The sequence below is a fragment of the Enterococcus sp. DIV1767 genome (assembly GCF_050542585.1).
In the GTDB taxonomy this organism is placed as follows: Bacteria; Bacillota; Bacilli; order Lactobacillales; family Enterococcaceae; genus Enterococcus_D; species Enterococcus_D innesii.
This window is the reverse complement of record NZ_CP172936.1, coordinates 1,650,868-1,676,395: the sequence shown is the minus strand read 5'-3', so window position 1 is coordinate 1,676,395 and position 25,528 is coordinate 1,650,868. Positions and strand designations below refer to the sequence as shown.

The window sequence follows — 25,528 nt, the reverse complement described above, 5'->3', positions numbered from 1 at the left end:
CTGATAGGTTGTGATTTTCTATAAGCCATGTTTTGTCCGTATTTTCCTCAGGGAGAAGAAAACACTGGGTAATTATCTATCTGCAATTACTTGCCTTCTTGCTCCGTTCATTTCCGTGCAAAAAGTGCCCCTACCATTGTTTGGGTTGCTCGCTCGAGGGGTTTACCGCGTTCCACCAAGACGGTTTCCCGGCTTGCTTCGTCACTGTGGCACTTTCAAGGATACTTTGGCATAGCTTGCACCTTAGCCATTTTTCCTGCCGTTACTTTCTCAAGTACCCTAGCTTATGGTTTCGCTAGGCACGAACACTACAAGCGTCTCAGCTTGTGCGAGCATGGACTTTCCTCAGCATAATCGAGTTATGCCGCAATTACCCGAAAACCACAACTATCTTTGCTAAATTAGAATTGACGGGTTTTTTCGTTATCATCTTCAAAATCAGCATTTGTATAATTGCTGTTGTATGAAGAAGAACGAGTGACAGGTTCTGATTCACGATCAAGCTTTTTGCCAAAAACTTCTTTTTCAAGGTTCGACAAACGTTTTAAAATATCAAAGTTTGTGACTGTTTGGCTTTTCGGTGCTTCTTGTTGAACACGAGAAGCGATTGCTTGGTTTTTCGACAATTGATCGATTTTCGCTGTCAGACGATCATTTTCTTCTTGCAGGGCTAAGATCTCTTTATTGTAGCTTTCGTAGTCTTTAATGATATTATCTAAAAACTCGTCCACTTCCACTGGATCGTATCCACGCATTTTTGTTTTGAATTCTTGTTGCAGAATATCTTTTGGACTATAAATTAAATTTGCCATTATTTACACCTCATTGTTTATTCCAAATGGTTTTCACTTTCTAGACCATTCTAACAAAAAATACACGAAAATCAAAGTAAATTACTATCAAATGTTGCGTTTTGTAAATCATCCATTGTTATTTGATGAATAAAGTAGGGATTTTGCTCACTATAGGCTTTGGCATCTCTTAAGAAATAATTAGGTTTTCCTGGAAATTCATCATCATATAACACGAGCGCACCTTCGGTATGTTCAAGCAAAAACGCGGTGTGATTTCTTAATTGACTAGGATCTTGGTAAGGCTTATGGCTGGTGGCATTGACATAATCGGCAAATGACTTCGCTGTTTGCAGTGCCTGCTGATTTGTTTCGTTCCAATTTTCACCAAATCCTTCAAAGGGAAAAATGATTCCTAGTTTCAGTTCGGGGTATGTTTGTTTCAATTGTTCTGTGACTTCTGCGCACCATAGCTCTGCCCCAAGATTTCCGCTGATCAAGACCCACTCCAAGCCTTCTTCCAAATAATTCGTCAAGGCCGACATTATTACTTTCTTAATAACTGCAATCTTGGGATCTTTTGCTTGAAAGACACCTAATTCATAATTACGATAGCCAGTAAAGTATAAGGTTTTCATTGTTTCTCTGGTCATCTCTTTTCTTTCCAAACGACTTTTTGGTATAATGTTGCCTAGGAGTGTGAACAACATGGTTATTCGTTACCCGAATGGACAATCTACTACCTATGATGACGGCAAAAAACAAAAAATGCAAGAAAAACTAATAAAGCCAAAAACGTATGCCAATCGTGGGATGCGTTTTGAAGAAGCGATCAATGAAAGCAACCTTTATTATTTAAATCGTAAACTTGCGGTCATTCATAAGAAACCGACACCAGTTCAAATCGTCAAGGTAGATTATCCGAGAAGAAGCGCCGCAGTAATTAAGGAAGCCTACTTTCGAGAGGCCTCTACCACCGATTACAACGGTGTTTATCAAGGGCAATATATCGACTTTGAAGCGAAAGAGACTCAAAACAAAACGTCATTTCCCTTTAAAAATTTTCATCCACACCAAATCAAGCATATGGAAGACTGTTTGGAACAAGCAGGATTATGTTTTGTTCTTTTATGGTTTTCTAGTCTACAACGCTGCTTTTTCTTAGATAGCAAGTGCTTAGTTTCTCAGTGGCACCTGCAAAAGGAAACCGGAAAAAAATCAATGACGTTGACCTATATCGAAACCAATGGGATCGAAATCATCCCCACCATTGCGCCGCGTATTCCTTATTTAAAAGCAGTTGATCAATTTTTAACGATGAAGGAGAATGATGAGTATGGCAAATGAATCACAATCGAGGACCTCTCGGCATGATTCTAAGAAAGGTACTGCTAAAAAAGCATCAAAGCCCCCTAAAGCCAAAGGCAAACGAAGTATTGGGAGTATTATTTTAAAAGTGTTTATGGGCCTATTTTTCTTAGGCTGTATCGGGATTTTATCAGGAATGGGGCTGTTTTGGTGGTATGCCAAAGATGCGCCAGCACTTGATGAAACACGTTTGGATTCGACTGTTTCTTCACGTTTTTATGCCTCCAACGGTGAATTGATCACTGAATTCGGAAGTGAAACGAGAGAAAAAATCACGGCAAGTGAGATCCCCCAACTGCTAGAAGACGCGATCGTCTCTGTTGAAGATCGTCGGTTCTATCAGCATATCGGGGTCGATCCGATCCGGATCGTTGGTTCTGCATTATCCAATGCCACAACCGGCGGTATGCAAGGCGGAAGTACCTTGACCCAGCAATTGATCAAGCTGTCCTTCTTTTCTACCAGCGCCGAAGATCAAACATTACGAAGGAAAGCACAAGAAGCTTGGATGGCGGTTCGGCTTGAACAAACCAAATCAAAGCAGGAAATTTTGACTTACTATATTAATAAGGTGTATATGTCCAACGGGGTTTATGGAATGCAAACAGCCGCCATGAAGTTTTACGGCAAACCTTTGGCTGAACTAGATCTTGCCCAAACTGCCTTAATAGCTGGTTTACCAAATGCCCCTTCTGCTTTTGACCCTTTCGCTCATCCTGATAATGCGAAAAGTCGTCGAGATGTGGTTTTGGGCGCAATGCTTGAAAACGAGAAAATCACGCAAGCAGAATATGATGCCGCCGTTGCCGAGGATATTCAAGAAGGCTTGCAGAAAAACCCACGAGAAAATCAAGAGTGGAAATACTTTGATAATTACTTCAACGAAGTGATCGCAGAAGTTAAAGAAAAAACCGGCAAAGATGTTTATACAGATGGTTTAGATATTTACACCAATGTCGATATCGATGCACAAAAACGGTTATATGATATCGTCAACAGCGATGACTATGTTAATTATCCAGACGACAAGATGCAAGTTGCCGCTACCTTAGTTGATGTCAATACGGGCAAAGTCACGGCTCAAATCGGTGCCCGCAACGTTGATGATGTTCTCGCAAACAATCTGGCTGTCAACGTCGCTCGGGACTTTGGATCGACCGTTAAACCGATCACAGACTACGGCCCTGCCTTCCAATTTTTACAAGACTCTACCGGTAGAATGATTTTAGATGAACCTTATACTTACAAAGGAACCGATATCCCTGTGTACAACTGGGATCGCCAATATATGGGCAACATCACGCTGCGAACTGCTTTAGCAGAATCTAGAAATGTACCAGCAGTGAAATTGTTTGATGAAGTTGGTGCGGATAATATCGCAGACTTTCTTAGCGGTCTAGGTATCGAATACCACACGATCACTCAATCTAATGCGATTTCCAGCAATACGGATAAATTAGATGGCACAAAATATGGAATCTCCAGCCTGAAAATGGCCGCTGCTTATGCTGCGTTTTCAAATGGCGGCACATATTATAAACCTCAGTATGTCAATAAAATCGTCATGCAAGATGGCACAGAAGATGAAGAATCCTTTAAAGTTGATGGTCAAGAAGCAATGGATGATACCACTGCTTATATGGTGACAGATATCTTGAAAGATGTTATCTCCGTCGGTACTGGAACCAACGCGCAAATCGATGGTTTGTACCAAGCAGGGAAAACGGGAACTTCCAATTACACCGATGACCAGCTAGCACAACTTGATACATCGAATGGTGCCTACCCTGATATTACTTTTGCCGGCTATACTCCCTCCTACTCATTGGCGGTTTGGACCGGATACAACGACAAAATGACACCTATCACTGATAGTAGTACCCATGTGGCTTCTGATGTTTATCGAGAATTGATGCAATATGTTTCTGCTTCTGTAGAAAACAAAGACTGGACAATGCCAGATGGTCTGACACGGATCGGAAATGAACTTTATCTTGAAGGAACTTATACCCAGCCGACCTATTCGGCACCAAGTTCTTCTAGCAGTAGTTCCTATGTTGAACCTTCGACATCTTCTACAGAAAGCAGTGAGTCAACCGAATCTAGTTCAACCGAGTCCTCAAGTGAAGTGACACCACCAGTATCGACACCGGATGAGGATGATTCATCATCGGTCGTTACACCTCCTGCTTCTAGTCAGGACCCTGGCTCAACAACACCTTCCAGCAGTGAAGAAAATCCTTCCTCACCGCCGGATCCGCCAGAGCCAAACGATGGCAATTCCGAATAACTGTGAATAGCGAAAAACAGTAGATCAACGTTTGATCTACTGTTTTTTTTTGAATCACTACCATGAAAAAAGAAGCTTACTTTTCAAGCTCTTAAAAAATAATTTCTTATCAGATAACTGATAGAGCTGCTTGTGCATTTCATCAAACAAACCAATCACATTTTCTTTCGCCTTGTTGACTTAATAAACTCTCTTTGGAATGATCATGAATCCCCTCGATTCGCATTTTGGTCTTAAGAATCATCTGTTCTGGTCTGATCTTTGCCTCTTGAATCACTCGGTTTGCTTTTCTTCTATCAAAGAGTAAGACTCCGCTGCACTCTGTTCATTTGTTCTTTTTTAGCAAGTAAAAACGCTAAGCAAAATTGCCTAACGTTTTTAATCATAACTAGTTTATTTTGCGTACTTTTTAGATAGTTTTTTTCCCCTTCATCCGGAGCTTCCCTTCTTGACACATCGCCAGCAACGGGCAAATCTCACACTTTGGTGCCCTTGCAGTGCAATGATAGCGGCCGAAAAAAATCATTGTATGATGGGTTTTGACCCACAATGGTTCGGGAATCTTTTTCATCAGCGTTTGTTCAACTTCTAATACATTGGCGTCTAATTTACAGATACGTAATCTTTTTGATACCCGTTCGACGTGAGTATCAACAGCAATTGCCGGTATGCCATAGGCATCACCTAAAACTACGTTTGCAGTTTTTCTACCGACACCTGGTAACGAAACCAAATCCTCTCTCGTTTTTGGCACTTCACCACCAAAACGCAATAGCAATTCTGAAGCACAAGCCTTGATATTTTTTGCCTTGTTTCGATATAAACCGATGGACTTGATTTTTGCAATCACGTCTTCTAAAGGTGCTTCGCTCAATGCTTGCGGTGTGGGATAGGCCTCAAAAAGCGCAGGGGTGACTTTATTTACCGAGACATCTGTTGCTTGCGCACTTAAGATGACTGCTATCAATAATTCAAACGCATTTTTAGATACCAATTCGCCATGCGCTTCGGGAAACATCTCATACATTGTTTCGATAGCGGACATTGTTTTTTCTTTACTGATCATAGGACTATTTGAACTCCTTGTCTGTTACTCTCCTTCTAACCAATTATGCATAGGGATTTTGGGCATTGGTCCTTCTTCCTGTGAAGCATTCTCATTTTGAAGAAATTGTTTTTTTCTTCTTTTTTGTTCTTCCTCAACTTGCGCTTTCGACGTAATATTCTTACGTTCCCACGAAAGTAAGATACGATCGATGTAATTCAAGCTATAAGCCTGATTCAAAACCGCTTCTCGCAAAGCAAACTGAATCAGTTCCGGATCGTAGTGGTCCTCATCCAACCACTGCCCGATCCGCTGGTATTCGATCGCTGACAACGGCCGACCGAACTCTCCTTCAAACAAACGATATAACCCACGAATTTTTTCCTCATTTGATTCTGCTTTTTCATTTTTTGATTGCTGTTTTAAGAGAAATTCTAGACGCTCATAAATCCCTGTAAAATCATAATAATCAACCATTTTCCCAGCAGTATCTTTTTTTGACTCCATCCGCACTACATCTTTTTTTAGCAATTGATTTAACCAATGATAAATTTCTTTTTGATCACTGCCCATCACAGAGGCAATCTCACGTAAATCGGGAAAATCATTTCCTTGCTCATGACTCCGATACAACTGCAGCCATAACAAAAATTCATCATTCGTCAATCCCAGATGATGGTAATTCTCTAAAAGCAAATTCGAAATTGTTGTTTGCCCTTTTGCTAAATATTCCTTTAACGAAACCATACTGCATCCTCTTCTCCTTGATTCACCTGAAACCCTATGATCCTTTCGTTCAGGATCGATCCAATAAAAAGGGGACGACGCAAATGCGGACGTCCCACGATTCCTTGTTGGTTACGCTTTTTCTTTCACTGCCGCGATGATTTCAACTTCAACCAAAACATCTTTTGGCAAGCGAGCAACTTCTACAGCAGAACGTGCCGGTAACTCTTCATTGAATAACGTACTATACGTATTGTTAAAAGGAACGAAGTCATTCATATTTTTTAAGAAACAGGTAGTCTTTACAATATCATTTGGTGTCAGTTCTGCCGCTTCAAGAATCGCTTCAATATTTTTTAGTACTTGCTGTGTTTGAACCTCAATCGTCGTGCCGACAACTTCCCCTGAAACAGGATCTAACGGCACTTGACCAGAAGCAAACAAGAAGCCGTTTGCGATTTTTGCTTGAACGTAAGGACCGATTGCTTGTGGCGCTTGATCAGTAGCGATTATTTTCATTTTGTTTCCTCCTCTTTCGCTTGGCACTCTGGACATAGACCATAAACTTCTAATCGATGGTTATTTATTTGATACCCAGTTAGTTTTGAAGCAGCCATTTCGACATCTTCAAGCCCTGGATAGTAAAAATCAGCGATCTTTCCACACTGTTGGCAGATAGCATGATAATGAGGCTCAGTTGTAAAATCAAATCGACTGGAGGCATCTCCATAATTCATTTCTTTTACAAAGCCAATTTCTGTGAATAAACGTAAATTATTGTAGACCGTTGCGACACTAATACCAGGAAAATGAACTTCAATCGCCCGATAAATCTCTTCAGCAGTTGGATGAGCATCGTGACTGGCCAAAAATTCTAATATCGCTACTCGCTGCGGTGTAATACGAATATTCTCATGTTTTAATCGTTTGATCGCTTCATCGTAGATCGTACTCACAGGAGTTCCTCCATTTCTCTTATCTTTCCTATCATACTATGTAAAACCCAAAAATTCAAACAGCTTTCCTTGTTTTTTTCTAAGGTATAGCGCTTTTTTCAGACCGTCTTTATGCCCCTTTTGAGAAAGAAAAGCAGACAATCCAATGTCTGCTTTCTCCTTCTTGTTAGTCTTCAAACTGATAGAGCGCTGTGGACAGATAGCGTTCGCCATTGTCGGGCACGATTGCTAAGACTTTTTTCCCGGAACCTAGTTCTTTTGCCACTTGTAAAGCAGCTTGGATCGCAGCTCCTGAAGAGATACCTACTAAGATTCCTTCTTTCATTCCAACTTGGCGTGCAGTTTTCATCGCATCTTCACTAGCAATTGCAATGACTTGGTCATAGATTTCGGTGTCTAATACTTTAGGGACAAATCCAGTACCGATTCCTTGAATCTTATGCGGTCCTGGCTTGCCACCTTCTAAAATCGCAGATTCGGCTGGCTCAACACCAACTATTTTCAAATTGGGATAGACGCGCTTCAGTTCTTTACCCGCTCCAGTGATCGTTCCACCAGTGCCGATCCCAGCGACAAAAGCATCTAAACCTTTTGATTCAAACGCATCCTCAATTTCTTTACCTGTCGTTTTTTCATGAATTTCTGGGTTAGCCGGATTTTCAAATTGTAATGGCATATAGTAGCCGTCTTGCTCCGCTAATTCTTTTGCTTTATTGATGGATCCTGTGATCCCTTCAGATCCAGGGGTCAAAATCAACTCTGCGCCATAAGCTTGTACGATTTTGCGTCTTTCGATACTCATCGTTTCTGGCATAACCAACACAACGCGATAGCCTTTTGCCGTACCGATCATGGCTAAACCAATCCCTGTATTTCCTGAGGTTGGCTCGATAATCGTATCGCCAGCTTTCAATAAGCCACTTTTTTCAGCTTTTTCAATCATGGCTAAAGCAATTCTGTCCTTTACGCTACCCCCAGGATTGAAAAACTCTAATTTCACATACACATCAGCAGAACCTTCTTCTACGATATGATTTAATTTGACGATTGGCGTATGACCAACTAATTCATTGACCGATTGATAGATTTTTGTCATTGAAAATCCCTCCCGTTCTTATTCTTCCATTCTACCTAAAATACCTCGGAGTTGCGAATAAAAAGTAAGCAATTTCAAATTTTTTTTCTTATAGTTTTCTACTTTGGTCTTTTTCCACTGACTAGAGTTTGATTGTCACGACAAAAAAACCTTAAGATTAGCTGCAGTTGTAGCAACCCATCCTAAGGTTTTTAATATACTTATACGATCAACTCTTGTCCGATAACGATTATCTCACTGGATAATCCATTCGATGCCATCAACGCATCAACGGTTGTGCCAAATCGATTGGCGATATCCCAAAGCGTATCCCCAGAAGCAACTTGATAGCTCTGAGCTGAAGAGGTACTACCTGAATACGTGGTCGTCGTTGTTTCGCTGGTCGTTGTGCTAGTTGTGTTTGACCATGCTGTACTTTGTGTCGTTCCCGTATCGAACCGTGTAAGCTGATAGGTTTCGATCAACCAGTTCAGTTTTTGTGCGTAACCTGGATCGGTAGCATAACGCCCCGTCAAATAATTTGTCGCATCATAAAATGAGGTGGTTTGGCTTTTCCAGACACCACTGTAATGGGCAGTCCCTGTCGCAAAACTTGTACTTCGCAAGACGTTCGCATGATCCTGAAACGATTCCCAATAAGAGTTATATTGACGAAACGGTTCATTCATTTCTACCCACTGACCATTCAAATACTCTTGGGTAGGCATATACACACTTTGACCGTTGTAGCTGCCTTTGACCCCAAATAAATTGTAATAAGGTGCATTGGATAATGCAGAAGAACCATAGCCGCTTTCTAAAATTGCTTGAGCGATCATCACAGAAGCATACAAATCATTGTTGGCAGCAACATCTTGTGCTGACCAGCCAATTTGCTCGATGAAACCTGAGATGTCTTGCGTCGCATATTGGTTCTCAGCAGCTTGTACCTGTTGAGGAACGAAAGAGATCGCCGTTGGAGCTAACATCATTCCGGCGCTCATTAGTGAAACGACCGCCTTCTTGCTAGGTTTTTTACTCGACTTCTTTGGTTGATGATGTCTTTCGCTTCTAGTTTGATAGCTTTTCATTTTACCCTCCACTAAGTGTACGTTTTTTCAAATAAATCAATAAAACCATTATACGGAAAAACTTTCAGCTATGCAAACAATGTCTCCTTTTCGATCGCTAAAAAGACTTTAAAAAAACTTTTCAGTTCCCTCCCTCATTTTCCGAACCATTGCTAAGTTTTTTAAAAAACTATTTGCTTTTATCCTGTTGCTTTCCTCTTCGTATTCAAAAACTTTGTATCTTGCTGTGAAAACTTTTTTTCAAAATCTTAGCCACTGCTGATCTACATCCATCACTCTGTCACTTTCAGAGTGATAATAACTCGAAAAAAAACACGTTCGAAAATCGAAAAGATTCTCGAACGTGCAGCTTTTTCTTTGTATCGACCAATTAGTTGATTGATTTGAAGGTATTCACCACATTTTCAACACTGAAGCCGAATTCTGCTAATACCTTGTCACCAGGTGCGGATGCACCGAAATGATCGATCGCGATCACTTTTCCATGGCAGCCAGTGTAACGTTCCCAACCAAATGGGGAAGCCGCTTCGATCGCTACCCGTTTCTTCACTGCTTTTGGCAAGACACTTTCTTTGTATTCTGAGCTTTGGGCTTCAAACAGATCAAAGCTTGGTAAGGAGACCACCGATACATCGATGCCTTCTTCTGCCAATTTAGCTTGTGCTTGGACCGCAAGATTCACTTCAGAACCTGTGGCGATCAAAATACCCGCTGGTGTTTCACCGGCTTGTTTTGAAATCACATAGCCACCTTTTGCGACATTTTCATCCGCACCGGTTTGCGTGCCTTCGATCACTGGTAGGTTTTGTCGACTTAAGACTAAGACCGTTGGCTTATCGGTTGTCGTCATGGCCAGTCTCCAAGCAGCACGGGTTTCATTGCCGTCTGCTGGACGAATCACTTGGACATTTGGCATACAACGGACGCTAGCTAATTGCTCGATTGGCTCATGCGTCGGTCCATCTTCTCCAACCGCCACGGAGTCATGCGTCAAGACATAGATCACAGGTGCATGCTGGATCGCAGACAAGCGCACCGCTGGACGCAAGTAATCAACGAAGACGAAGAAGGTTCCACCATAGATTCGCGTACCGCCATGCAATTGGATCCCGTTCATCGCTGCCGCCATCGCAAATTCTCGGACACCAAACCAAATGTTGCGGCCTTCGTATTGGCCAGGCTCAAAGTCTTTTTCTGCTGCCACCATCGTGTTGTTGGAACCAGAAAGGTCAGCCGATCCGCCCCATAAGCTAGGTACGGCTTTGGACAACGCTTGGATCATCTCTTTGCTGGATACCCGGCTAGCTTGTGAGCTGCCAACTTCGTAGCTTGGTAATGCTGCATCCCAATCTGTTGGCAATTCACCTGCAAAGGCTTGTTTGAATTGCGCCGCAAGTTCTGGATAGGCTGCTTCATAGGCATGGAAAGTTTCGTTCCAAGCTGCTTCAGCTTTTTGCCCTTCATCGATCATGGTTTCTTTGAAGCGCGCAGCAACTTCGTCAGGTACAGTAAATTCTGGGTATTCCCAGCCATAAATCGCTTTGGCTGCTGAAATGCCTTCGGCACCGATCGGCGCACCATGGACGGCAGAGGTGCCTTGATTTGGCGCACCGTATCCGATCACAGTCTTGATTTCGATCAAGGTTGGTTTGTCGCTTTCAGCTTTTGCTTCGTCGATTGCTTTTGAGATCGCTTCTAAATCATTGCCGTCTTCAACGAGAATGTGTTGCCAGCCATACGCCTCAAAACGCGCACCGACATTTTCTGTAAAGGCTTTTGAGGTCGGACCATCTAGGGAGATGTCATTTGAATCGTACAAGACGATCAGTTTGTCTAATTTCATGTGACCCGCCATGGATGCAGCTTCTTGCGAAACACCTTCCATCAAGTCCCCATCGCCACATAAGGCGTAGGTATAGTGATCAACGACTTGATACTTGTCGCGATTGTAGGTTGCAGCCAAGTGGGCTTCGGCCATCGCCATACCGACTGCCATAGCGATCCCTTGTCCTAAAGGTCCAGTGGTTGCTTCCACGCCGTCTGTGTGATCGACTTCTGGATGTCCTGGCGTGCGGCTATCCCATTGACGGAAGTTTTTTAGATCCTCAATGGTCACATCGTAACCAGACACGTGCAACAAGCTGTACAATAGCGCCGAACCATGTCCAGCAGACAAAACAAAGCGGTCACGATCCACCCAGTTGCGAGAAGTCGTTGGATTGACTTTCAAGTGTTTGGTCCACAAGGCATAGGCCATGGGTGCTGCCCCCATCGGTAATCCCGGATGTCCTGAATTGGCTTTTTGTACAGCTTCGATACTTAATGTACGAAGGGTGTTCACTCCTAATTGATCGATTTTATCAAACAATGGTAGTTCCTCCTAATTTAGGTTTTTTTTACCTTTATTACATCTCTTATTATACGTGATTCAGATGCTTATTTCAATAGCAATGAAAAGGAATTCACAATTATCTGCCGTGGAGACCTTTTTTCTTCTGAATCTCTTTCAATTTTTCTGGTGTCACATCAGCACCTTCAGGATCAACGATTTTCATTCCTTCGATATGGTGACGCATTCCTCCACGAAAGGCGGTTAAATACTCTTCACGTAGAACTTTTTGTTCGTTCGTTTCTGCCTCGGTCAATCCTTCTGTTTTTTTCTTGTTGGCAAGTTCATTGATTCGAGCTAATTTTTCTTGAGATAGCATATTCGTTCCTCCTTTTCCCTCTTGATTTTACTACAAACTAGCGAATAAAAACAATAGCGCAAAAGCGAACATTTGTTTGAATATTCGATATACCTATGGTACACTAATGTTATCAAATGAAAGAAGGTGTCAGTTTTGGCAAAACGAACAGAAAATCGACAAATCGAAATTCTTAAGTTCATTCATACCCGTGTCACTGAAAAAGGCTATCCGCCGACTGTTCGCGAAATTGGCGAAGCCGTTCAGTTATCTTCTACCTCAACTGTTCATGGCCATTTGTCCCGACTTGAAAAAAAAGGGTTGATCTTACGAGATCCTACAAAACCCAGAGCCATTGAATTAACTGCTTCCGGTCTTGAAAAAATCGATGTTCAACCAGCATCCATTCCGATGCTTGGTGTCGTAACTGCGGGAGAACCGATTTTAGCAGTGGAAGATGCATCCGATTTCTTTCCGATTCCGCCAGATTTAGCAAATAGTACCGGCAGTTTGTTTATGTTGACGATCCGAGGAGAAAGTATGATTAATGCTGGCATCCTTGACGGCGATCAAGTGATCGTTCGCAAACAACAAAGTGCGCAAAATGGTGATATCGTGATCGCTATGACAGATGAAGATGAAGCTACTTGCAAACGATTCTATAAAGAAAAGAATTACATTCGATTACAGCCAGAAAATGATTATTTAGAGCCCATCATTTTGCCTGACGTAACGATTTTAGGATTAGTTGTTGGTTTGTATCGCCATCTGCTTTGATTCTAATCGTCCTACCTAGGAAATCTTCGTACTTGCGAAGATTTTTTTCTTTCCTCTTTACAAACCGAACAAACATTCGTATAATAGGTATACAAACATAAGTTCGTATTATTTAAGGAGTGAATGAGATGAAAGCAGTTCGTCGATTTGGTTTTATGTTGTGGGTATTATTGATGGGTATCGTTATTGGCTATTTTGGCGTTCTAAGTGCTGTTCTGATTTTTTGTCCTCTAATGATGCTTTGGTTCATGCTGTGGGATGAAAAGAAATTCCGGCAAGCAGAGCGCAAACGTAATCGTCATTATTATCATGATCATGATTTTTATCGGTATGAACCATGATCCTTTCTCTACATAAGCCTTAAAGCAGAAAAAAAGGACTCGTAAGAGTCCTTTTTTTCTGCTTTAATATTCCATCAAGGTTTTGATTTCGACACCTTGGATTTTATCTCTTCCATGTAAATCCATTAGTTCGATCAAAAAGGCGCAGCCAACAACGATACCGCCTAATTTTTCTACGAGTTCAATTGTTGCTTTGATCGTTCCGCCAGTTGCTAGTAGATCGTCACAGATCAAGACACGTTGTCCTGGTTTGATAGCATCGGCATGCAACGTCAAAACATCCACACCATACTCTTTTTCATACTCTGCTTCAATGGTTTCCCGTGGCAATTTGCCTTTTTTACGTACTGGAGCAAAGCCGACACCTAACTGGTACGCAACTGGACAACCAACGATAAATCCGCGGGCTTCTGGTCCTACCACCATATCGATGCCTTTTTCTTGTGCATACTCAACGATCTGCTGTGTCGCATAACGATACGCTTCTCCATCAGCCATTAACGGCGAGATGTCCCGAAAAATAATTCCCTCTTGGGGATAATCCGGAATACTAGCAATATACTCTTTTAAATCCATTTTTTTTCCTCCTAGACTGTCAACCACTGACGTAGGGTTGATAAATCACTCATTAATAAAAATTCTTCTGTTTTGATCATTTTTTGTCGTTGCTGATACAAATGACTCTCTGTCAGCGGACGAGAAACAGGATCAGCCGTTTTATTCAAAACACCATCTTGTATTGTAACAAATTCCAGCTCAGAAAACACCTGAATCATGAAAATAAGTAATTTTTCTGGAATTTTTAGATAGTCAGCAACCATCCTTAATTTGTAGCGAATATCCAAACGAGGTTGTTGCTTGATCAACTGAAAAAGCCGACCATATTGCTCTCTGGTGCCTACCCCATCTAAATAAGCATCTTCGGTCGAGTAAAACACAAACGCAATTCTTGAAGCATGAAGCGTTTGGATGATTTCTTTGATCACTGCAGGATCAGTAGGACAATCTAAAAAGGCGATTTCTTGAAATTGAGCTTCATGAAACGTGTCTCTCAAGTTAGCCACTGAGTCGAATAAGATCGTTTGTCCACAAAACCCTTGTAGCTCTCGAGGAATTTTCTTATTGAAAACGACCCCTACTGTTTGATTTCCCAGAGAGACACCTTGCCGACTCCTTTTCGAACGGTAATCAAACAACTGCAGACCTTCCACAGCAAAATCATCCAACATCAACTGCGGTTTTTTGTTGCCATTCCATTCATTGATTGAAAGCTGACCGATGATCGACAGTCGATCATTTTCAAACTCTACTAAGTCTTTTCCAAAACCAAACCCAATCACATCTAGCTGTGTATTGGACTCATCTGTCATCACTAACTTCAAGTGTTGGTTTTCAGTACCAATCTGGCGAGCATTTTGAGTCGATAGATTGGAAAACAGAAATTTCGGTAACGGATTATCCGTGCCAAAAGGCGCTAAAACGTTTAAAGATTCAATAAAATTGATCGATACTTCTGTCAATGGCAGTTCTTCATCAATTGTCAAGGGGATCCCTTGGCTAAGATCAATTCCATTTTCTTCCACATAGCGATTCATTTGGGCTTGTAGCATATCTAAATGATCGATGGGGATACTTAAGCCAACTGCTGCATGATGGCCGCCAAAACTAGTAAACATGTCTTTCATCGTGGTCAACATTTCAAACAGATTCAACGCAGCAATACTTCTTCCTGATCCTTTTGCTAAGCCATTTTCTTTTTTGGTCAAAACGATCACAGGTTGTCCGGTACTTTGCATGATTCGTCCGGCTACGATCCCTAAAACCCCTTCGTGCCAGTCATCACCTACGACTAGATGAACATGATTGGCAGGGTCGATTTTTTCTTGCGCTTCTTTCATGATTTCTTCAACGAAAGTTTTTCGCTGCTGATTGATCGTATCTAATGTCTTGGCTAAGGTTACTGCTTCTTCTTCGTCAAATGTGGTTAACAAACGAACAGCAGGATTTGGGTCTTCCAAGCGGCCGATCGCATTAAGGCGCGGGCCAATAGCAAAACCAATGTCGGTTTCATTGACTGTTCGTTTTTTCAATCCACTGACCGTCAGCAACTCATTTAAACCAAGCCGATCAGTTTGTTGGATCATTTTCAGGCCATTGCTGACTAGTAGTCGATTCTCATCTGTCAAAGAAACCATATCAGCAATCGTCCCAATTGCAACAAGATCAAGCAGTTCGACGGGCACTTCTTCTAATAAGGCGCACGCCACTTTAAATGCGACACCGACTCCTGCCAAATCACCAAACGGATAATTTCCTTCAGGATGACGAGGATGAACGATAGCAAAGGCTTCTGGGAGTTCTACAGGAAGTTCGTGGTGATCCGTCACGATCACATCGACGCCTTGTCCTTGAGCATAAGCAATCGCCTCATGTCCAGACACTCCGTTGTCAACAGTGATGATCAATTGTGTCCCTGCGGCAATTTTTTCTTGATAGACAGTTATATTGGGACCATAGCCATCTGTAAAACGGTTGGGCAGATAATACTCAGCCTCAGCCCCCAGCAGCTCCAGCGTTTCTTTTAATACGGTGGTGCTCGTAATCCCATCTGCATCATAGTCGCCATAAATCAAGATCTGCTCACCATTTAAAATGGCTTCATGGATTCGTTCCACGGCTTTATCCATATCATGAAAGAGAAACGGATCATGAAGGTATTGCAAATCAGTGGATAAAAAAGCGTCTAGCGCTTCTGCTGTTCGAATATTTCTTTGCCATAGCAATGCGCCGATCCGCTCAGGAATCTTTCTTGCTTGGATCAATTCTTTAAATTCAGGGGTAGCTTCGCTATCTTGCGGACGCACCCAATGAAAATTTGCACGTTTCACCAAATCACTCCTAACTAGGATATTATAGCAAAGTTTATGCAAAAAGGAAAAACAACGAAAGAAACAATTTATTTTTTCATATCACAAAAAAGAGCTTGCAGCGAATGATGCACCTGCAAACTCTTTTCTTCATTACGCTCATGTATTCTAGGCTTGCGATTCAAAAGACTTCATTTCTTCATCGATCGTTGGCGGCGTTGAGGCACCTGCTGCACGGAATGAAAGTTGCGCTTCTTGATCGTCGAGTTGCTGCTGCCTAGCTGCTAACTCCGCCTGCTTGTTGGTATATTCTCGTTCCAAGGCTTCTCGTTGTTCTTGCAGAACTTTCTCGTTATTCGAGCGATAATCCGAGAGCTCTTTTCTCAATTGTTTTAGTTCTTTTTTTTGACGGAACATTGCGCTTGTGGAAACCAGCAACAAAATCAATGCGCCTAACAAAGCAGAACCAATAATGACTAAGATCAGTGGCGATTGAATCGTTGTGAAGCCAAAATTGATCGGAACAGTCATATTGTTTGCAACCGCAAATAAAACGATCACTAAAATCAGTAAAATACCAACAATAACACGCCATTGATTTTTCATGGGTTTCAACTCCTATTTTTTGTTGAACATCGTTCCTGCCATATAATCCCCAATTGCAGGGAACAGTGTATAAAGTTTTGCAGCCGCCCCTAAAATATGTGGGCGATTGATTTCTCGTTTTGGATGAATCATGGCTTTGACGATCGTTTGTGCCAATTTGTTTGGTTCAAGGACAAGGCTACCCACCGATGATAAGTAACTACCGCTAGGATCTGCTTGGTCAAAGAATGCCGTTTCGATCGGCCCTGGATTGACTGTTGTTACGTTGATTCCCAGTGGTTTTAGTTCTAAACGTAATGCGTTAGAAAAACCAAGTACAGCAAACTTCGTGGCAGAGTAGACTGCCGTCTTTGGCGTAGCGATCTTACCCGCGATTGAAGCAACATTTATGATATGACCATGCTTTTGTTCAGCCATTTGAATCGCAACTTGCTGAGTCAAAACCATCATCCCAAGCACATTGACTTCAAACATATTACGGATGACCGCAGGATCCATCTCGGTAAATTCTTGAAAGATCCCGTAGCCGGCATTATTGACAAAGACATCGATCTTTCCGACTTTCTCACTGATTTTTTCTAATAAGCGCGCCACGCTTTCAGGATTTGCTACGTCCAATTGAAACGCATACGCTTCTTTGCCGCTTAATTCCATGCATTGTTCTTTGACTTTCCCAATCAAATTTGTTCTGCGAGCACAAGTCACAACGATCGCACCGCGTTTTGCGGCTTCATAACAGATTTGTTCGCCAAGTCCGGCAGAACCACCTGTTACAACGACAACTTTATTCTCCAAGTTCATCTGATTCTTCCTCTCCGGCAAAAGGGATCTCGACAACATCAAAATCTTTGACGATCAACGTATTCGGAAATACTTCTTTTGCTTCATTTACTAAATTTGTAATATCTTTGCCAACATAGCGCGCGCTGATATGAGTCAATAGCAAACGCTTGGCGTGAGCTTCTTGGGCCACTTCAGCAGCTTGGCGTGTCGTCGAATGAAAATAAGCGCGAGCCAGCTTGGCTTCTTCTTTGTTGAAGGTACTTTCATGCACTAATACATCCGCATCTTTCGCTAAAAGCACGGCGTTTTGACATTTACGCGTATCACCTAATATTGCCAAGATCCGACCCTTTTTCGCTTGACCTAAGAAATCAGCCCCATTGATTTGACGTCCATCGTCGAGGGTAACTACTTCACCTTTTTTCAAACGTCCGAAGACGGGACCAGGTTTCAGACCAAGTTCAAGCAATGCTTGCACTTGCAATTCCCCTTGATGGCTTGCTTCAACAATACGATAGCCAAAACTATCAATGCCGTGATCAAGGGGCAGACAAGATACCTCAAATTGCTGATCTTTAAAAAGAATCCCTTCTTCTTCAATCTCGAAAAAATGCAATGGATAGCTGACTTTCGTCTGGGAAATCCGCAAAACGGTTTGAATGTATGCTTTGATTCCCTTTGGGCCATAAATCTCTAGAGGCGTGTCGCCCCCTTGAAAGGAGCGGCTGCTGATCAATCCCGGCAACCCATAGATATGGTCACCATGAAGATGAGTGATAAAGATTTTTTCAATCTTTCGTGGTCGAATTGTAGAATGCAAAATCTGCATTTGGGTTCCTTCGCCACAATCAAAAAGCCAAACGGCATTCCGTTCATCTAAAAGTCGTAACGCAATGCTGGTCACGTTTCGATGTTTTGCAGGCACTCCCGCACCTGTTCCTAAAAATTCTAATTCCATAAGCTTCTTTCCTTTCATCTCTTCCCAATTTTAGCGGAAAAGAAATCAAGTTGCAATTGAAGCTTGCGGTTTTTATTTCTCAGATTGGCGATCTTCTGCGTCATTATGAGAGTTTTTCCAGTCCTCTTGAACCCGTGCTTTGGTGGATTCTTCGACTTTCTTAGCTGTTTCAATCTCTGCTTCCACTTCATCGTAGTCAAAGCGCGTGATATCGCCGCCCAATTCATTCATGATCAATTGATTCAAAGGACGATTGTCTTCTTCATCGGCGATCAATAATAACCCGGTATCACCTACACCAATTTGATTTCCGACGTGTTCAAAAAGCATTTGCGCATTTTGGATCTCTTTTGCATCCCGAGTAGCACCGATCATACTGCCGCCAAACCAGCCCAGCATGATTCCTAAAGGTCCGCCTAACACACCAACGAGCATCCCGATCAAACCACCCGTTGATGTCTTATTGTTCCCAGTAAAATCGAGAAAGTCCTCGACTTTAAATTGATGCACGCCTTCATTGGTGTGGGTAAGAACTGCCATTTGTTCCCCTTTGATCTTCCGTTCCATATGCATCCGTTTCACTTCCGAAAAGGCTTGATACGCTTTGGCACTAGCATCAAAGTTCATTACAATGACTCGTTTTGACATAAAAATCGCTCCCTTTGGTTTATTTGTTCTTTTCTTTATTTTAACAGTAAATCATTTAAATAAAAAAAGAAACCAAAAAGACTGTTGATCATTGATTTCTTAGAGAAAATCAATGATCAACAGTCATAACCACTTCAACTATGAAGGATTTTTTTTTACAAATGATGTTCTTTTAAACGCTTATTCGACAAACTCGAATTCAAAATTACCAATACGCACGATGTCGCCGTCTTTGGCACCTCGCGCACGCAATGCTTCATCAACACCCAGTCCACGCAATTGACGTGCAAAGCGCATCACGGTCTCATCATGATCAAAGTTCGTCATTTGGAATAGTTTTTCGATTTTCTCACCGCTCAAGATCCAAGTTGCATCAGGATCGCGATCGATTGAAAACTCCGGCTCATCCGATTGGAAGCCGTAATGAACCACATCTTCTTCGATTTCTTCATCGTACAAGAGGAACTCAGGAGTGACTTCCAATAAATCCGCTGTCGCATTCAGCAAGGCATCGATTCCCTTACGAGTGACACCAGAGATTGGGAAAATCATTGGTTCATCCGCGAACTCATCCGTTTTTTCTTTTGCCAGCTGCTCTTTGAAAAGGGCTAGGTTTTCTTCAGCATCCGGCATATCCATCTTATTGGCAACGATGATCTGCGGGCGCTCTAGTAGGCGCAAGTTATGGGTCGACAATTCATTGTTAATGGACAAATAGTCCTCGTATGGATCGCGCCCTTCCATGCCACTCATATCGATCACATGTAAGATGACCCGCGTCCGTTCGATATGACGTAAAAACTGAGTCCCTAAACCAACACCTTGCGAAGCACCTTCGATCAAGCCCGGCAGATCGGCTACTGCAAAACTACGACCATCAGTGGTCGTTACCATGCCTAAATTTGGCACCAGTGTTGTAAAATGATACGCGCCTATTTTTGGCCGAGCAGAGGAAATCACAGAGAGTAATGTGGACTTCCCAACCGAAGGGAAACCAACTAAACCAACATCTGCTAAGACTTTTAATTCGAGCTCGATTTTTCTTTCTTGACCGGGTTCCCCGTTCTCAGCTAATTCTGGTGCTGGGTTTTTCGGAGAGGCAAACCGAATGTTCCCGCGCCCGCCCCGCCCGCCTTTTGCGATCACTAATGTTTGACCTTGCTCAATCAAATCACCTAATAAAGCTCCTGTTTCAGCATCACGAACGGTGGTGCCTTGGGGCACTTTGATGTAAGTATCATCTGAGCCACGGCCGTGCATTCCTTTACTCATGCCGTTTTCCCCGGGTTGTGCTTTAAAATGACGATTAAAGCGGAAATCCATTAGTGTACGCAAACCTTCGTCTACGACTAAAATGACATCACCACCACGTCCGCCGTCACCACCTGCGGGTCCGCCGTCTGGGACATATTTCTCTCGGCGAAAAGCAACCATTCCGTCGCCGCCTTTTCCTGCTTTGACATCGATTGTCACTTGATCTAAAAACATGGACATTATTTGTCCTCCATTCTTTTTTTACTACCTTCTATACTTTTTGATTATCAGTTATCTCACCTTAAGTGGTTACTATTTCTCTAATAAGAAAGTCTATTTTATTGTAACGACCGAAACGCCTTTTGTCTATCTTTTCTCATGGGTTTCCATAAGAAATCGTGAATTCTTAAGGGTTATTCTTTGACAGTCACATCAAATCGTAGCAAACTTTTAAGTGTACCAGACACAATTAAAGGAGGAAACAAGAAATGACAGTAAAAGTTGGAATCAATGGTTTTGGACGAATTGGACGTTTGGCTTTTCGTAGGATCAAAGAAGTTTCTGCCGATATTGAAGTTGTGGCAATCAATGATTTAACAAGCCCCGTCATGTTAGCACACTTGTTGCAATTTGACTCGACCCATGGCACTTACCCTGGCACTGTAACTGCAACGGATAATGCTATCGTTGTCGATGGCAAAGAAACCAGAGTGTATGCCGAACCAGACGCAAGTAAAATTCCTTGGGCAAAAGAAAATGGCGTCGATATCGTTTTAGAATGTACGGGTTTTTACACTTCCGCAGAAAAAGCACAGGCTCATCTTGATGCAGGTGTCAAACGAGTGGTCATTTCCGCTCCCGCCGGCAATATGAAAACGATCGTATACAATGTTAACTCCGACACGTTAACACCAGATGATACTATCATATCCGCAGGCTCTTGTACGACCAACTGTCTAGCTCCGATGGCCTACTTTTTGAATGAAGAATTTGGGATCGAAGTTGGTACGATGACGACAGTTCATGCGTATACTTCTACTCAAATGCTATTGGATGGTCCTGTAAAAGGCGGAAACTTAAGAGCCGCTCGGTCCGCTGCAGACAACACGATCCCTCACTCAACGGGTGCCGCCAAAGCAATCGGTTTGGTTATCCCAGAATTAAATGGCAAATTACAAGGCCACGCCCAACGGGTTCCGGTCGTCGATGGTTCTTTAACAGAATTAGTCTCAATTTTGAAAACCAAAGTAACCGCCGATGAAGTCAATGAAGCCATCAGAAAACACACCGTCGATAATCCGTCATTCGGTTACGATGACCGTGAGATCGTCTCGGGTGATGTCATTGGTACCACTCAAGGTTCTATCTTTGACCCGACGCAAACAGAAGTGACTACTGCCGGCGATTTCCAATTGGTGAAAACCGTCGCTTGGTATGATAATGAATATGGCTTTACTTGCCAGATGATTCGTTTACTCGAAGAATTTGCTCGTTTGTAAGTCAATGAGTAGGCAAAAAGTGCCGGTTCTGAAGAAAGAACCGGCACTTTTTTTATTCACTTGCTGGATGATCGTATTTTTCCAAGAAAGCCGCGATTTTTTCTTTGTAAAGCGCTGGATCAGTTTTGTAGCTTTTCGCATGCTCGGCTCCTGAAACGACCCATTTTTCTTTAGGCGCATCGGTCGCGTTATACAAAATATCCAACATCGCATAAGGAACAAATGTATCCGCATCGCCATGAATAAAAAAGATTGGACGCGTATTTTTTTGCAGTTGTTTGACTGCATCTGCTTCACCAAAGAAATACCCCGCTCGGATTTTTGTGACAAGGCTAGTGACATTCATCAATGGGAATGCGGGCAACCCAAACAATTGATCGAGTTGATAGCCTAGTTCTTCATTGACGTTGGTATACCCACAATCTTCAATGATAGAAGTGACATTTTTTGGTAAGTCTTCTCCGCTGGTCATCATCACTGTGGCCGCACCCATACTGATGCCATACAAAGTGATCGTCTCTTCAGAACCATTTTTTGCAAGTATTTCATCGATCCATTGCAAGTAGTCTTTACGTTCGTGCCAACCAAAACCAATATAATCCCCTTCGCTTTGACCATGCCCTCGAGCGTCTGGAACCAACACATTATAACCTAAATCATGATACATCTTGGCGTAGTCCGCCATCGTTTCTGCATTCCCCATGTAGCCATGCGCGATGATCGCCGTTTTTCCTTGATTCTTCTCCTCCGCCGGTAGATAAATGGCGGATAATTTTAAATCATCTTCAGAAGTCAGCTGCCACATCTCACGATTTGCTGCATCTGTAAACCAATTTTGCGCTTCGCTTCCCGTCTGATTTTCATCAGTACCCGGGGTATCTCCTTCCAAGAAATCTTTTTCTGAAGGAACTACCGCATAGTCGTAAAAATAGTTTCCAGCATATCCTAATCCCGCAATCGCTAATACAGCTACTCCGATGGCAATTTTCCAGCGCAATTTCACACTTGTCACGTCCTCTTAAGTATATAGTTTACATAATATTATTATGGTCTCAACATTCCTCATGGTAAGAACCCACTACATAAATTACCGTTTTTTACTCGTGTTTGTCAATCGCAAGCGCCCAAAAAGAAAAACCATTGCCAACAATAGGTGTTGACAATGGTTGATTCCTCGTAATGGCTAGTTGTTTTCGACCAATTTAAAACTTGACCAAGGTTTCAAAAATTCTAATAAGAAAAGCTCTTCTTCAGCGATTTTCCCAACGACATTGACCCGGCCGTCATTTTTCATTTCTTTCAAGGCGATTTGCGTCTCCCCTTTGTATTGTCCATAGCCAGCATTATCGATCAAGACATCTCCTCTTACCATATCATGGGTATCATGGGGTGGAAATTCTTTGTCTTTATAATAGATCCGGGTCATCGTTGAACGCAAGATGTATTCTGAACGATCTCCTCGGTAACTATGCAGATTATCAAACAAACAGATGCGTTCATCTTCAGTGATTCCATCAACCACATCAACTCTTAATGTCGGATAATCCGCGTGAAATGCTTCAGCCATTGCCGCCAATTCTGCTTCTGAAGCATAGGCATTTCCAATAGAGATATCATCGATCAAACCAGTCAACACTAAATGTTTGACTTGTGTAGCTAACGGCAGATCACGATGGTCTTCTAAAGAACATAAGCCATCTTGTGTTGGCCAAGGACCGAAATCAGCCTCGTGTGAATTCACAAAAGCCATCGTATTTAAATTGTACTTGCGGAATTTTTCCGAACAAAAAACGAAATGGTCATAGCCTAACCCTGAATAGCGATGAGGGTAGAAATTATGCGAACCTAGTAAATTTTCGGTGTTTGGTGAATAACTCATGATGTTATCCACGTAGCTCGTGCCACTGCTCATATTGATCTCAATTTTGATCCCGTAAGGATTGCGGGTCATTTTGGCTTCTTCTGAACCCGTAAAACCGATATCTAATCGAACACCGTAAGCCCCCATCTCATCAAAGAAGGATAAATCATCATAAGAAATGCCTAGCTGTTCAAATAAACCAGGATTGATATCTACCATGACTTCCATTCCTAACTGATTGGCATAATCCACGACTTGTTTAAAGTCTGCCAAGACTTTTTCTTTGTCATCGTTGATTTGCAGCAAACTGGTAAATACCCGTTTAAAGCCGTATTTGTGTGCCAAGTCTAGATACGCTTTGTCCTTTTCAAACGTTGAGCGCTCTGGATAAATCGATATCCCTAATTTTCCCATAAAAAAAACCTCCTGTACATTCTATCCGTTTATTATAATGAATACTCTTTCATTATAGCAAACATCTAAAAAGTGGTCTACACCTTTCCATCTGTTTCTTTCTCATTCCACAAAATCTGCGCTTTCTTCTACATCTTTTTTTTGTTATGATTAGCATTAAGAAAACTGGAAGGAATGAAAGAATGAAAAAAATCCTATTCACACTGACAGCAGCTGCTAGCCTTTTATTATTAGCTGCTTGTACAGGTTCAAGTACCACTGGTTCCTCATCAAACAACTCGGCAGAAAGCACGTCGACCTCAGAATCCGTTGACTTGAATGCCCTTGAATTGCCGCAATTATCAACGGATGTGCAAGAGAATGAAGCTTTAGTTGAAATGGTGACGGAAGAAGGCTCGATCAAAATCAAACTTTTCCCAGAGATCGCGCCCAAAGCCGTCGAAAACTTTTTGACCCATGCCAAAGATGGTTATTATGACGGCTTGACTTTTCATCGTGTCGTAGAAGAGTTTATGATCCAAGGGGGCGACCCTAATGGTGATGGCACTGGTGGAGAAAGTATCTGGGGTGAAGGATTCGGCGAAGAATACTCAAACCAGCTCTACCACTTGCGAGGCGCATTAGCAATGGCAAAATCAAGTGCACCAAATAGCCAAGGCAGTCAATTCTACATCGTTCAAAATGATCAAGATGTTTCTGACGGTCTAGCGATCCAACACTATCCCGAAAAAATCATCGAAGCCTATAAAAATGGTGGCACGCCGGCTTTGGACGGTAAATATACCGTCTTTGGTCAAGTGATCGAAGGCATGGATGTCGTCGATAAAATTGCGCAAGCAGAAACCCAAGACTCTGGCAATGGTGAGAATTCTCAACCGGTTGAGCCAGTGAAGATCGAAACGATCAAGGTCTTACAAGAAGCCAAAGAATAAATAAAAAACCGCTGAAAGCCCCGATTATCGGATGCTCCAGCGGTTTTCTTTTATTTTTGGTCGCCTACGATAAAGGTAAATTCGCACTCCGCAGCTTTTTTGCCATCCACTGTCGCTACTGCATCAGCAGTTCCTACAGAGCCTTTGATTTTGGTGATTTCAAAAACAAGTTTCATGGTATCTCCCGGAACAACTTTTTGACGGAATTTTGCTTTATTGATGCCGCCGATATACGCCGTTCTCCCTTGGAATTCCTCAGATTTCAATATTAAGATCGATCCTGCTTGTGCCAATGTTTCTAAAATCAAGGCACCTGGCATCACTGGATTTCCCGGAAAATGCCCTTGAAAAAAATCTTCGTTGATGGTGACATTCTTCGTTGCGATAATTTTTTTACCAGATTCGATTTCATCAACATAATCAATATAAATAATTGGGTAGCGATTTGGAATCAAATCCATGACTTCCGTTTCAGTCAATAGTTTTTTCATGGTGTCCCTTCCTTGCTTAAGAATTTATTATAGTTTGATTATCAAAGTATCATAGTTCAAGGAAATTC

26 protein-coding genes and 1 other RNA gene are annotated in these 25,528 nt (G+C 42.2%); 6 read left to right on the top strand and 21 right to left on the bottom strand.

The window, feature by feature from the left end; all coding sequences use genetic code 11:
• Nucleotides 1–16: 16 nt before the first annotated feature.
• The 3 genes from rnpB to IGI78_RS08045 all read right to left on the bottom strand — a co-directional run bounded on the left by rnpB (nt 17) and on the right by IGI78_RS08045 (nt 1,429).
• Nucleotides 17–382: RNase P RNA component class B (rnpB, locus tag IGI78_RS08055), an RNA gene on the bottom strand.
• 19 nt (nt 383–401) lie between these two features.
• Complete coding sequence (gene gpsB / locus IGI78_RS08050; RefSeq protein WP_005226142.1) at nt 402–812, bottom strand: cell division regulator GpsB; 411 nt, start codon at nt 810–812, stop codon at nt 402–404.
• A gap of 71 nt (nt 813–883) precedes the next feature.
• Complete coding sequence (locus IGI78_RS08045) at nt 884–1,429, bottom strand: DUF1273 domain-containing protein (protein WP_077453483.1); 546 nt, start codon at nt 1,427–1,429, stop codon at nt 884–886.
• A gap of 70 nt (nt 1,430–1,499) precedes the next feature.
• Between IGI78_RS08045 and recU the strand changes: the two genes are divergently transcribed.
• Nucleotides 1,500–2,138 (top strand): Holliday junction resolvase RecU, encoded by a 639-nt coding sequence (recU, locus tag IGI78_RS08040; RefSeq protein ID WP_077453414.1) that lies wholly within the window; start codon nt 1,500–1,502, stop codon nt 2,136–2,138.
• On the top strand, nt 2,128–4,449 hold the full coding sequence (locus IGI78_RS08035) for a PBP1A family penicillin-binding protein (protein ID WP_430618571.1): 2,322 nt from the start codon (nt 2,128–2,130) through the stop codon (nt 4,447–4,449). The genes recU and IGI78_RS08035 overlap by 11 nt, the downstream gene beginning before the upstream one ends.
• A gap of 409 nt (nt 4,450–4,858) precedes the next feature.
• On the opposite strand, the gene nth is transcribed toward IGI78_RS08035, so the two are convergent.
• The 8 genes from nth to IGI78_RS07995 all read right to left on the bottom strand — a co-directional run bounded on the left by nth (nt 4,859) and on the right by IGI78_RS07995 (nt 12,050).
• Nucleotides 4,859–5,515, bottom strand: a complete 657-nt coding sequence (gene nth / locus IGI78_RS08030; RefSeq protein WP_077453416.1) for an endonuclease III — start codon at nt 5,513–5,515, stop codon at nt 4,859–4,861.
• Nucleotides 5,516–5,539: 24 nt separating this feature from the next.
• Nucleotides 5,540–6,241 carry a DnaD domain protein gene (locus IGI78_RS08025; RefSeq protein WP_077453417.1) on the bottom strand — a complete coding sequence of 234 codons (702 nt, stop codon included), beginning with the start codon at nt 6,239–6,241 and terminating at the stop codon, nt 5,540–5,542.
• 111 nt (nt 6,242–6,352) lie between these two features.
• Entirely contained in the window at nt 6,353–6,739 is a 387-nt protein-coding gene (locus IGI78_RS08020) for a RidA family protein (protein ID WP_077453418.1), read from the bottom strand.
• Nucleotides 6,736–7,176, bottom strand: coding sequence for a Fur family transcriptional regulator (locus tag IGI78_RS08015; protein WP_077453419.1), 441 nt, complete (start codon nt 7,174–7,176; stop codon nt 6,736–6,738). The genes IGI78_RS08020 and IGI78_RS08015 overlap by 4 nt, the downstream gene beginning before the upstream one ends.
• A gap of 166 nt (nt 7,177–7,342) precedes the next feature.
• Nucleotides 7,343–8,272, bottom strand: coding sequence for a cysteine synthase A (cysK, locus tag IGI78_RS08010; RefSeq protein WP_077453420.1), 930 nt, complete (start codon nt 8,270–8,272; stop codon nt 7,343–7,345).
• 200 nt (nt 8,273–8,472) lie between these two features.
• Entirely contained in the window at nt 8,473–9,342 is an 870-nt protein-coding gene (locus IGI78_RS08005) for a glucosaminidase domain-containing protein (protein ID WP_194194529.1), read from the bottom strand.
• 370 nt (nt 9,343–9,712) lie between these two features.
• Nucleotides 9,713–11,710: a transketolase gene (gene tkt, locus IGI78_RS08000; RefSeq protein WP_195265141.1), complete on the bottom strand. Its 1,998-nt coding sequence runs from the start codon at nt 11,708–11,710 to the stop codon at nt 9,713–9,715.
• A gap of 100 nt (nt 11,711–11,810) precedes the next feature.
• Nucleotides 11,811–12,050, bottom strand: a complete 240-nt coding sequence (locus IGI78_RS07995) for a DUF896 family protein (protein ID WP_077453423.1) — start codon at nt 12,048–12,050, stop codon at nt 11,811–11,813.
• A gap of 135 nt (nt 12,051–12,185) precedes the next feature.
• On the opposite strand from IGI78_RS07995, the gene lexA reads away from it, so the two are divergent.
• Together lexA and IGI78_RS07985 are read left to right on the top strand one after the other, a co-directional pair.
• Complete coding sequence (lexA, locus tag IGI78_RS07990) at nt 12,186–12,806, top strand: transcriptional repressor LexA (protein WP_005226165.1); 621 nt, start codon at nt 12,186–12,188, stop codon at nt 12,804–12,806.
• Between the two features lie 128 nt (nt 12,807–12,934).
• Nucleotides 12,935–13,147, top strand: coding sequence for a hypothetical protein (locus IGI78_RS07985; RefSeq protein WP_005236082.1), 213 nt, complete (start codon nt 12,935–12,937; stop codon nt 13,145–13,147).
• A gap of 63 nt (nt 13,148–13,210) precedes the next feature.
• On the opposite strand, the gene IGI78_RS07980 is transcribed toward IGI78_RS07985, so the two are convergent.
• The 7 genes from IGI78_RS07980 to obgE all read right to left on the bottom strand — a co-directional run bounded on the left by IGI78_RS07980 (nt 13,211) and on the right by obgE (nt 20,503).
• Entirely contained in the window at nt 13,211–13,723 is a 513-nt protein-coding gene (locus IGI78_RS07980) for an adenine phosphoribosyltransferase (RefSeq protein ID WP_005226167.1), read from the bottom strand.
• 11 nt (nt 13,724–13,734) lie between these two features.
• A complete protein-coding gene (gene recJ, locus IGI78_RS07975; protein ID WP_140965601.1) occupies nt 13,735–16,035 on the bottom strand; it encodes a single-stranded-DNA-specific exonuclease RecJ in 2,301 nt (766 codons plus the stop codon).
• A gap of 147 nt (nt 16,036–16,182) precedes the next feature.
• Nucleotides 16,183–16,620, bottom strand: coding sequence for a LapA family protein (locus tag IGI78_RS07970; protein ID WP_195265142.1), 438 nt, complete (start codon nt 16,618–16,620; stop codon nt 16,183–16,185).
• Between the two features lie 12 nt (nt 16,621–16,632).
• Complete coding sequence (locus IGI78_RS07965; RefSeq protein ID WP_086292417.1) at nt 16,633–17,421, bottom strand: SDR family NAD(P)-dependent oxidoreductase; 789 nt, start codon at nt 17,419–17,421, stop codon at nt 16,633–16,635.
• Complete coding sequence (gene rnz, locus IGI78_RS07960) at nt 17,405–18,361, bottom strand: ribonuclease Z (RefSeq protein WP_081118695.1); 957 nt, start codon at nt 18,359–18,361, stop codon at nt 17,405–17,407. Before rnz ends, IGI78_RS07965 begins: the two co-directional genes overlap by 17 nt.
• 72 nt (nt 18,362–18,433) lie before the next feature.
• Nucleotides 18,434–19,009, bottom strand: a complete 576-nt coding sequence (locus tag IGI78_RS07955) for a DUF456 domain-containing protein (RefSeq protein ID WP_010748409.1) — start codon at nt 19,007–19,009, stop codon at nt 18,434–18,436.
• Nucleotides 19,010–19,189: 180 nt separating this feature from the next.
• Nucleotides 19,190–20,503, bottom strand: a complete 1,314-nt coding sequence (gene obgE, locus IGI78_RS07950; RefSeq protein ID WP_077453427.1) for a GTPase ObgE — start codon at nt 20,501–20,503, stop codon at nt 19,190–19,192.
• Nucleotides 20,504–20,751: 248 nt separating this feature from the next.
• Here obgE and gap point away from each other — a divergent pair, with 248 nt between their 5' ends.
• Nucleotides 20,752–21,762, top strand: coding sequence for a type I glyceraldehyde-3-phosphate dehydrogenase (gene gap, locus IGI78_RS07945; RefSeq protein ID WP_061054148.1), 1,011 nt, complete (start codon nt 20,752–20,754; stop codon nt 21,760–21,762).
• 52 nt (nt 21,763–21,814) lie between these two features.
• Here the strand turns inward: gap and IGI78_RS07940 are convergent, their stop codons facing one another.
• Nucleotides 21,815–22,765, bottom strand: coding sequence for an alpha/beta hydrolase (locus tag IGI78_RS07940; protein ID WP_195265182.1), 951 nt, complete (start codon nt 22,763–22,765; stop codon nt 21,815–21,817).
• A gap of 180 nt (nt 22,766–22,945) precedes the next feature.
• Entirely contained in the window at nt 22,946–24,037 is a 1,092-nt protein-coding gene (locus IGI78_RS07935; RefSeq protein WP_086292419.1) for a DUF871 domain-containing protein, read from the bottom strand.
• A 182-nt stretch (nt 24,038–24,219) separates the two neighbouring features.
• Here IGI78_RS07935 and IGI78_RS07930 point away from each other — a divergent pair, with 182 nt between their 5' ends.
• Nucleotides 24,220–24,969 carry a peptidylprolyl isomerase gene (locus tag IGI78_RS07930; protein ID WP_195265143.1) on the top strand — a complete coding sequence of 250 codons (750 nt, stop codon included), beginning with the start codon at nt 24,220–24,222 and terminating at the stop codon, nt 24,967–24,969.
• A gap of 50 nt (nt 24,970–25,019) precedes the next feature.
• Here IGI78_RS07930 and fabZ read toward each other — a convergent pair whose 3' ends face one another.
• The gene (fabZ, locus tag IGI78_RS07925; protein WP_005226178.1) at nt 25,020–25,460 is read right to left on the bottom strand and encodes a 3-hydroxyacyl-ACP dehydratase FabZ; all 441 of its coding nucleotides are present in this window, start codon (nt 25,458–25,460) and stop codon (nt 25,020–25,022) included.
• Nucleotides 25,461–25,528 lie beyond the last annotated feature (68 nt).

Excerpts from the sequence above, each read along its gene's own strand:
- rnz (WP_081118695.1), bottom strand. The coding sequence starts at position 18,361 with ATGGAATTAGAATTTTTAGGAACAGGTGCGGGAGTGCCTGCAAAACAT.
- nth (WP_077453416.1), bottom strand. The coding sequence starts at position 5,515 with ATGATCAGTAAAGAAAAAACAATGTCCGCTATCGAAACAATGTATGAG.
- IGI78_RS07965 (WP_086292417.1), bottom strand. The coding sequence starts at position 17,421 with ATGAACTTGGAGAATAAAGTTGTCGTTGTAACAGGTGGTTCTGCCGGA.
- IGI78_RS08025 (WP_077453417.1), bottom strand. The coding sequence starts at position 6,241 with ATGGTTTCGTTAAAGGAATATTTAGCAAAAGGGCAAACAACAATTTCG.
- IGI78_RS08035 (WP_430618571.1), top strand. The coding sequence starts at position 2,128 with ATGGCAAATGAATCACAATCGAGGACCTCTCGGCATGATTCTAAGAAA.
- IGI78_RS07980 (WP_005226167.1), bottom strand. The coding sequence starts at position 13,723 with ATGGATTTAAAAGAGTATATTGCTAGTATTCCGGATTATCCCCAAGAG.
- gpsB (WP_005226142.1), bottom strand. The coding sequence starts at position 812 with ATGGCAAATTTAATTTATAGTCCAAAAGATATTCTGCAACAAGAATTC.
- obgE (WP_077453427.1), bottom strand. The coding sequence starts at position 20,503 with ATGTCCATGTTTTTAGATCAAGTGACAATCGATGTCAAAGCAGGAAAA.
- IGI78_RS07985 (WP_005236082.1), top strand. The coding sequence starts at position 12,935 with ATGAAAGCAGTTCGTCGATTTGGTTTTATGTTGTGGGTATTATTGATG.
- fabZ (WP_005226178.1), bottom strand. The coding sequence starts at position 25,460 with ATGAAAAAACTATTGACTGAAACGGAAGTCATGGATTTGATTCCAAAT.
- IGI78_RS07955 (WP_010748409.1), bottom strand. The coding sequence starts at position 19,009 with ATGTCAAAACGAGTCATTGTAATGAACTTTGATGCTAGTGCCAAAGCG.
- IGI78_RS07970 (WP_195265142.1), bottom strand. The coding sequence starts at position 16,620 with ATGAAAAATCAATGGCGTGTTATTGTTGGTATTTTACTGATTTTAGTG.
- recU (WP_077453414.1), top strand. The coding sequence starts at position 1,500 with ATGGTTATTCGTTACCCGAATGGACAATCTACTACCTATGATGACGGC.
- IGI78_RS08020 (WP_077453418.1), bottom strand. The coding sequence starts at position 6,739 with ATGAAAATAATCGCTACTGATCAAGCGCCACAAGCAATCGGTCCTTAC.
- gap (WP_061054148.1), top strand. The coding sequence starts at position 20,752 with ATGACAGTAAAAGTTGGAATCAATGGTTTTGGACGAATTGGACGTTTG.
- cysK (WP_077453420.1), bottom strand. The coding sequence starts at position 8,272 with ATGACAAAAATCTATCAATCGGTCAATGAATTAGTTGGTCATACGCCA.
- IGI78_RS07995 (WP_077453423.1), bottom strand. The coding sequence starts at position 12,050 with ATGCTATCTCAAGAAAAATTAGCTCGAATCAATGAACTTGCCAACAAG.
- IGI78_RS07935 (WP_086292419.1), bottom strand. The coding sequence starts at position 24,037 with ATGGGAAAATTAGGGATATCGATTTATCCAGAGCGCTCAACGTTTGAA.
- IGI78_RS08045 (WP_077453483.1), bottom strand. The coding sequence starts at position 1,429 with ATGAAAACCTTATACTTTACTGGCTATCGTAATTATGAATTAGGTGTC.
- IGI78_RS08005 (WP_194194529.1), bottom strand. The coding sequence starts at position 9,342 with ATGAAAAGCTATCAAACTAGAAGCGAAAGACATCATCAACCAAAGAAG.
- IGI78_RS07930 (WP_195265143.1), top strand. The coding sequence starts at position 24,220 with ATGAAAAAAATCCTATTCACACTGACAGCAGCTGCTAGCCTTTTATTA.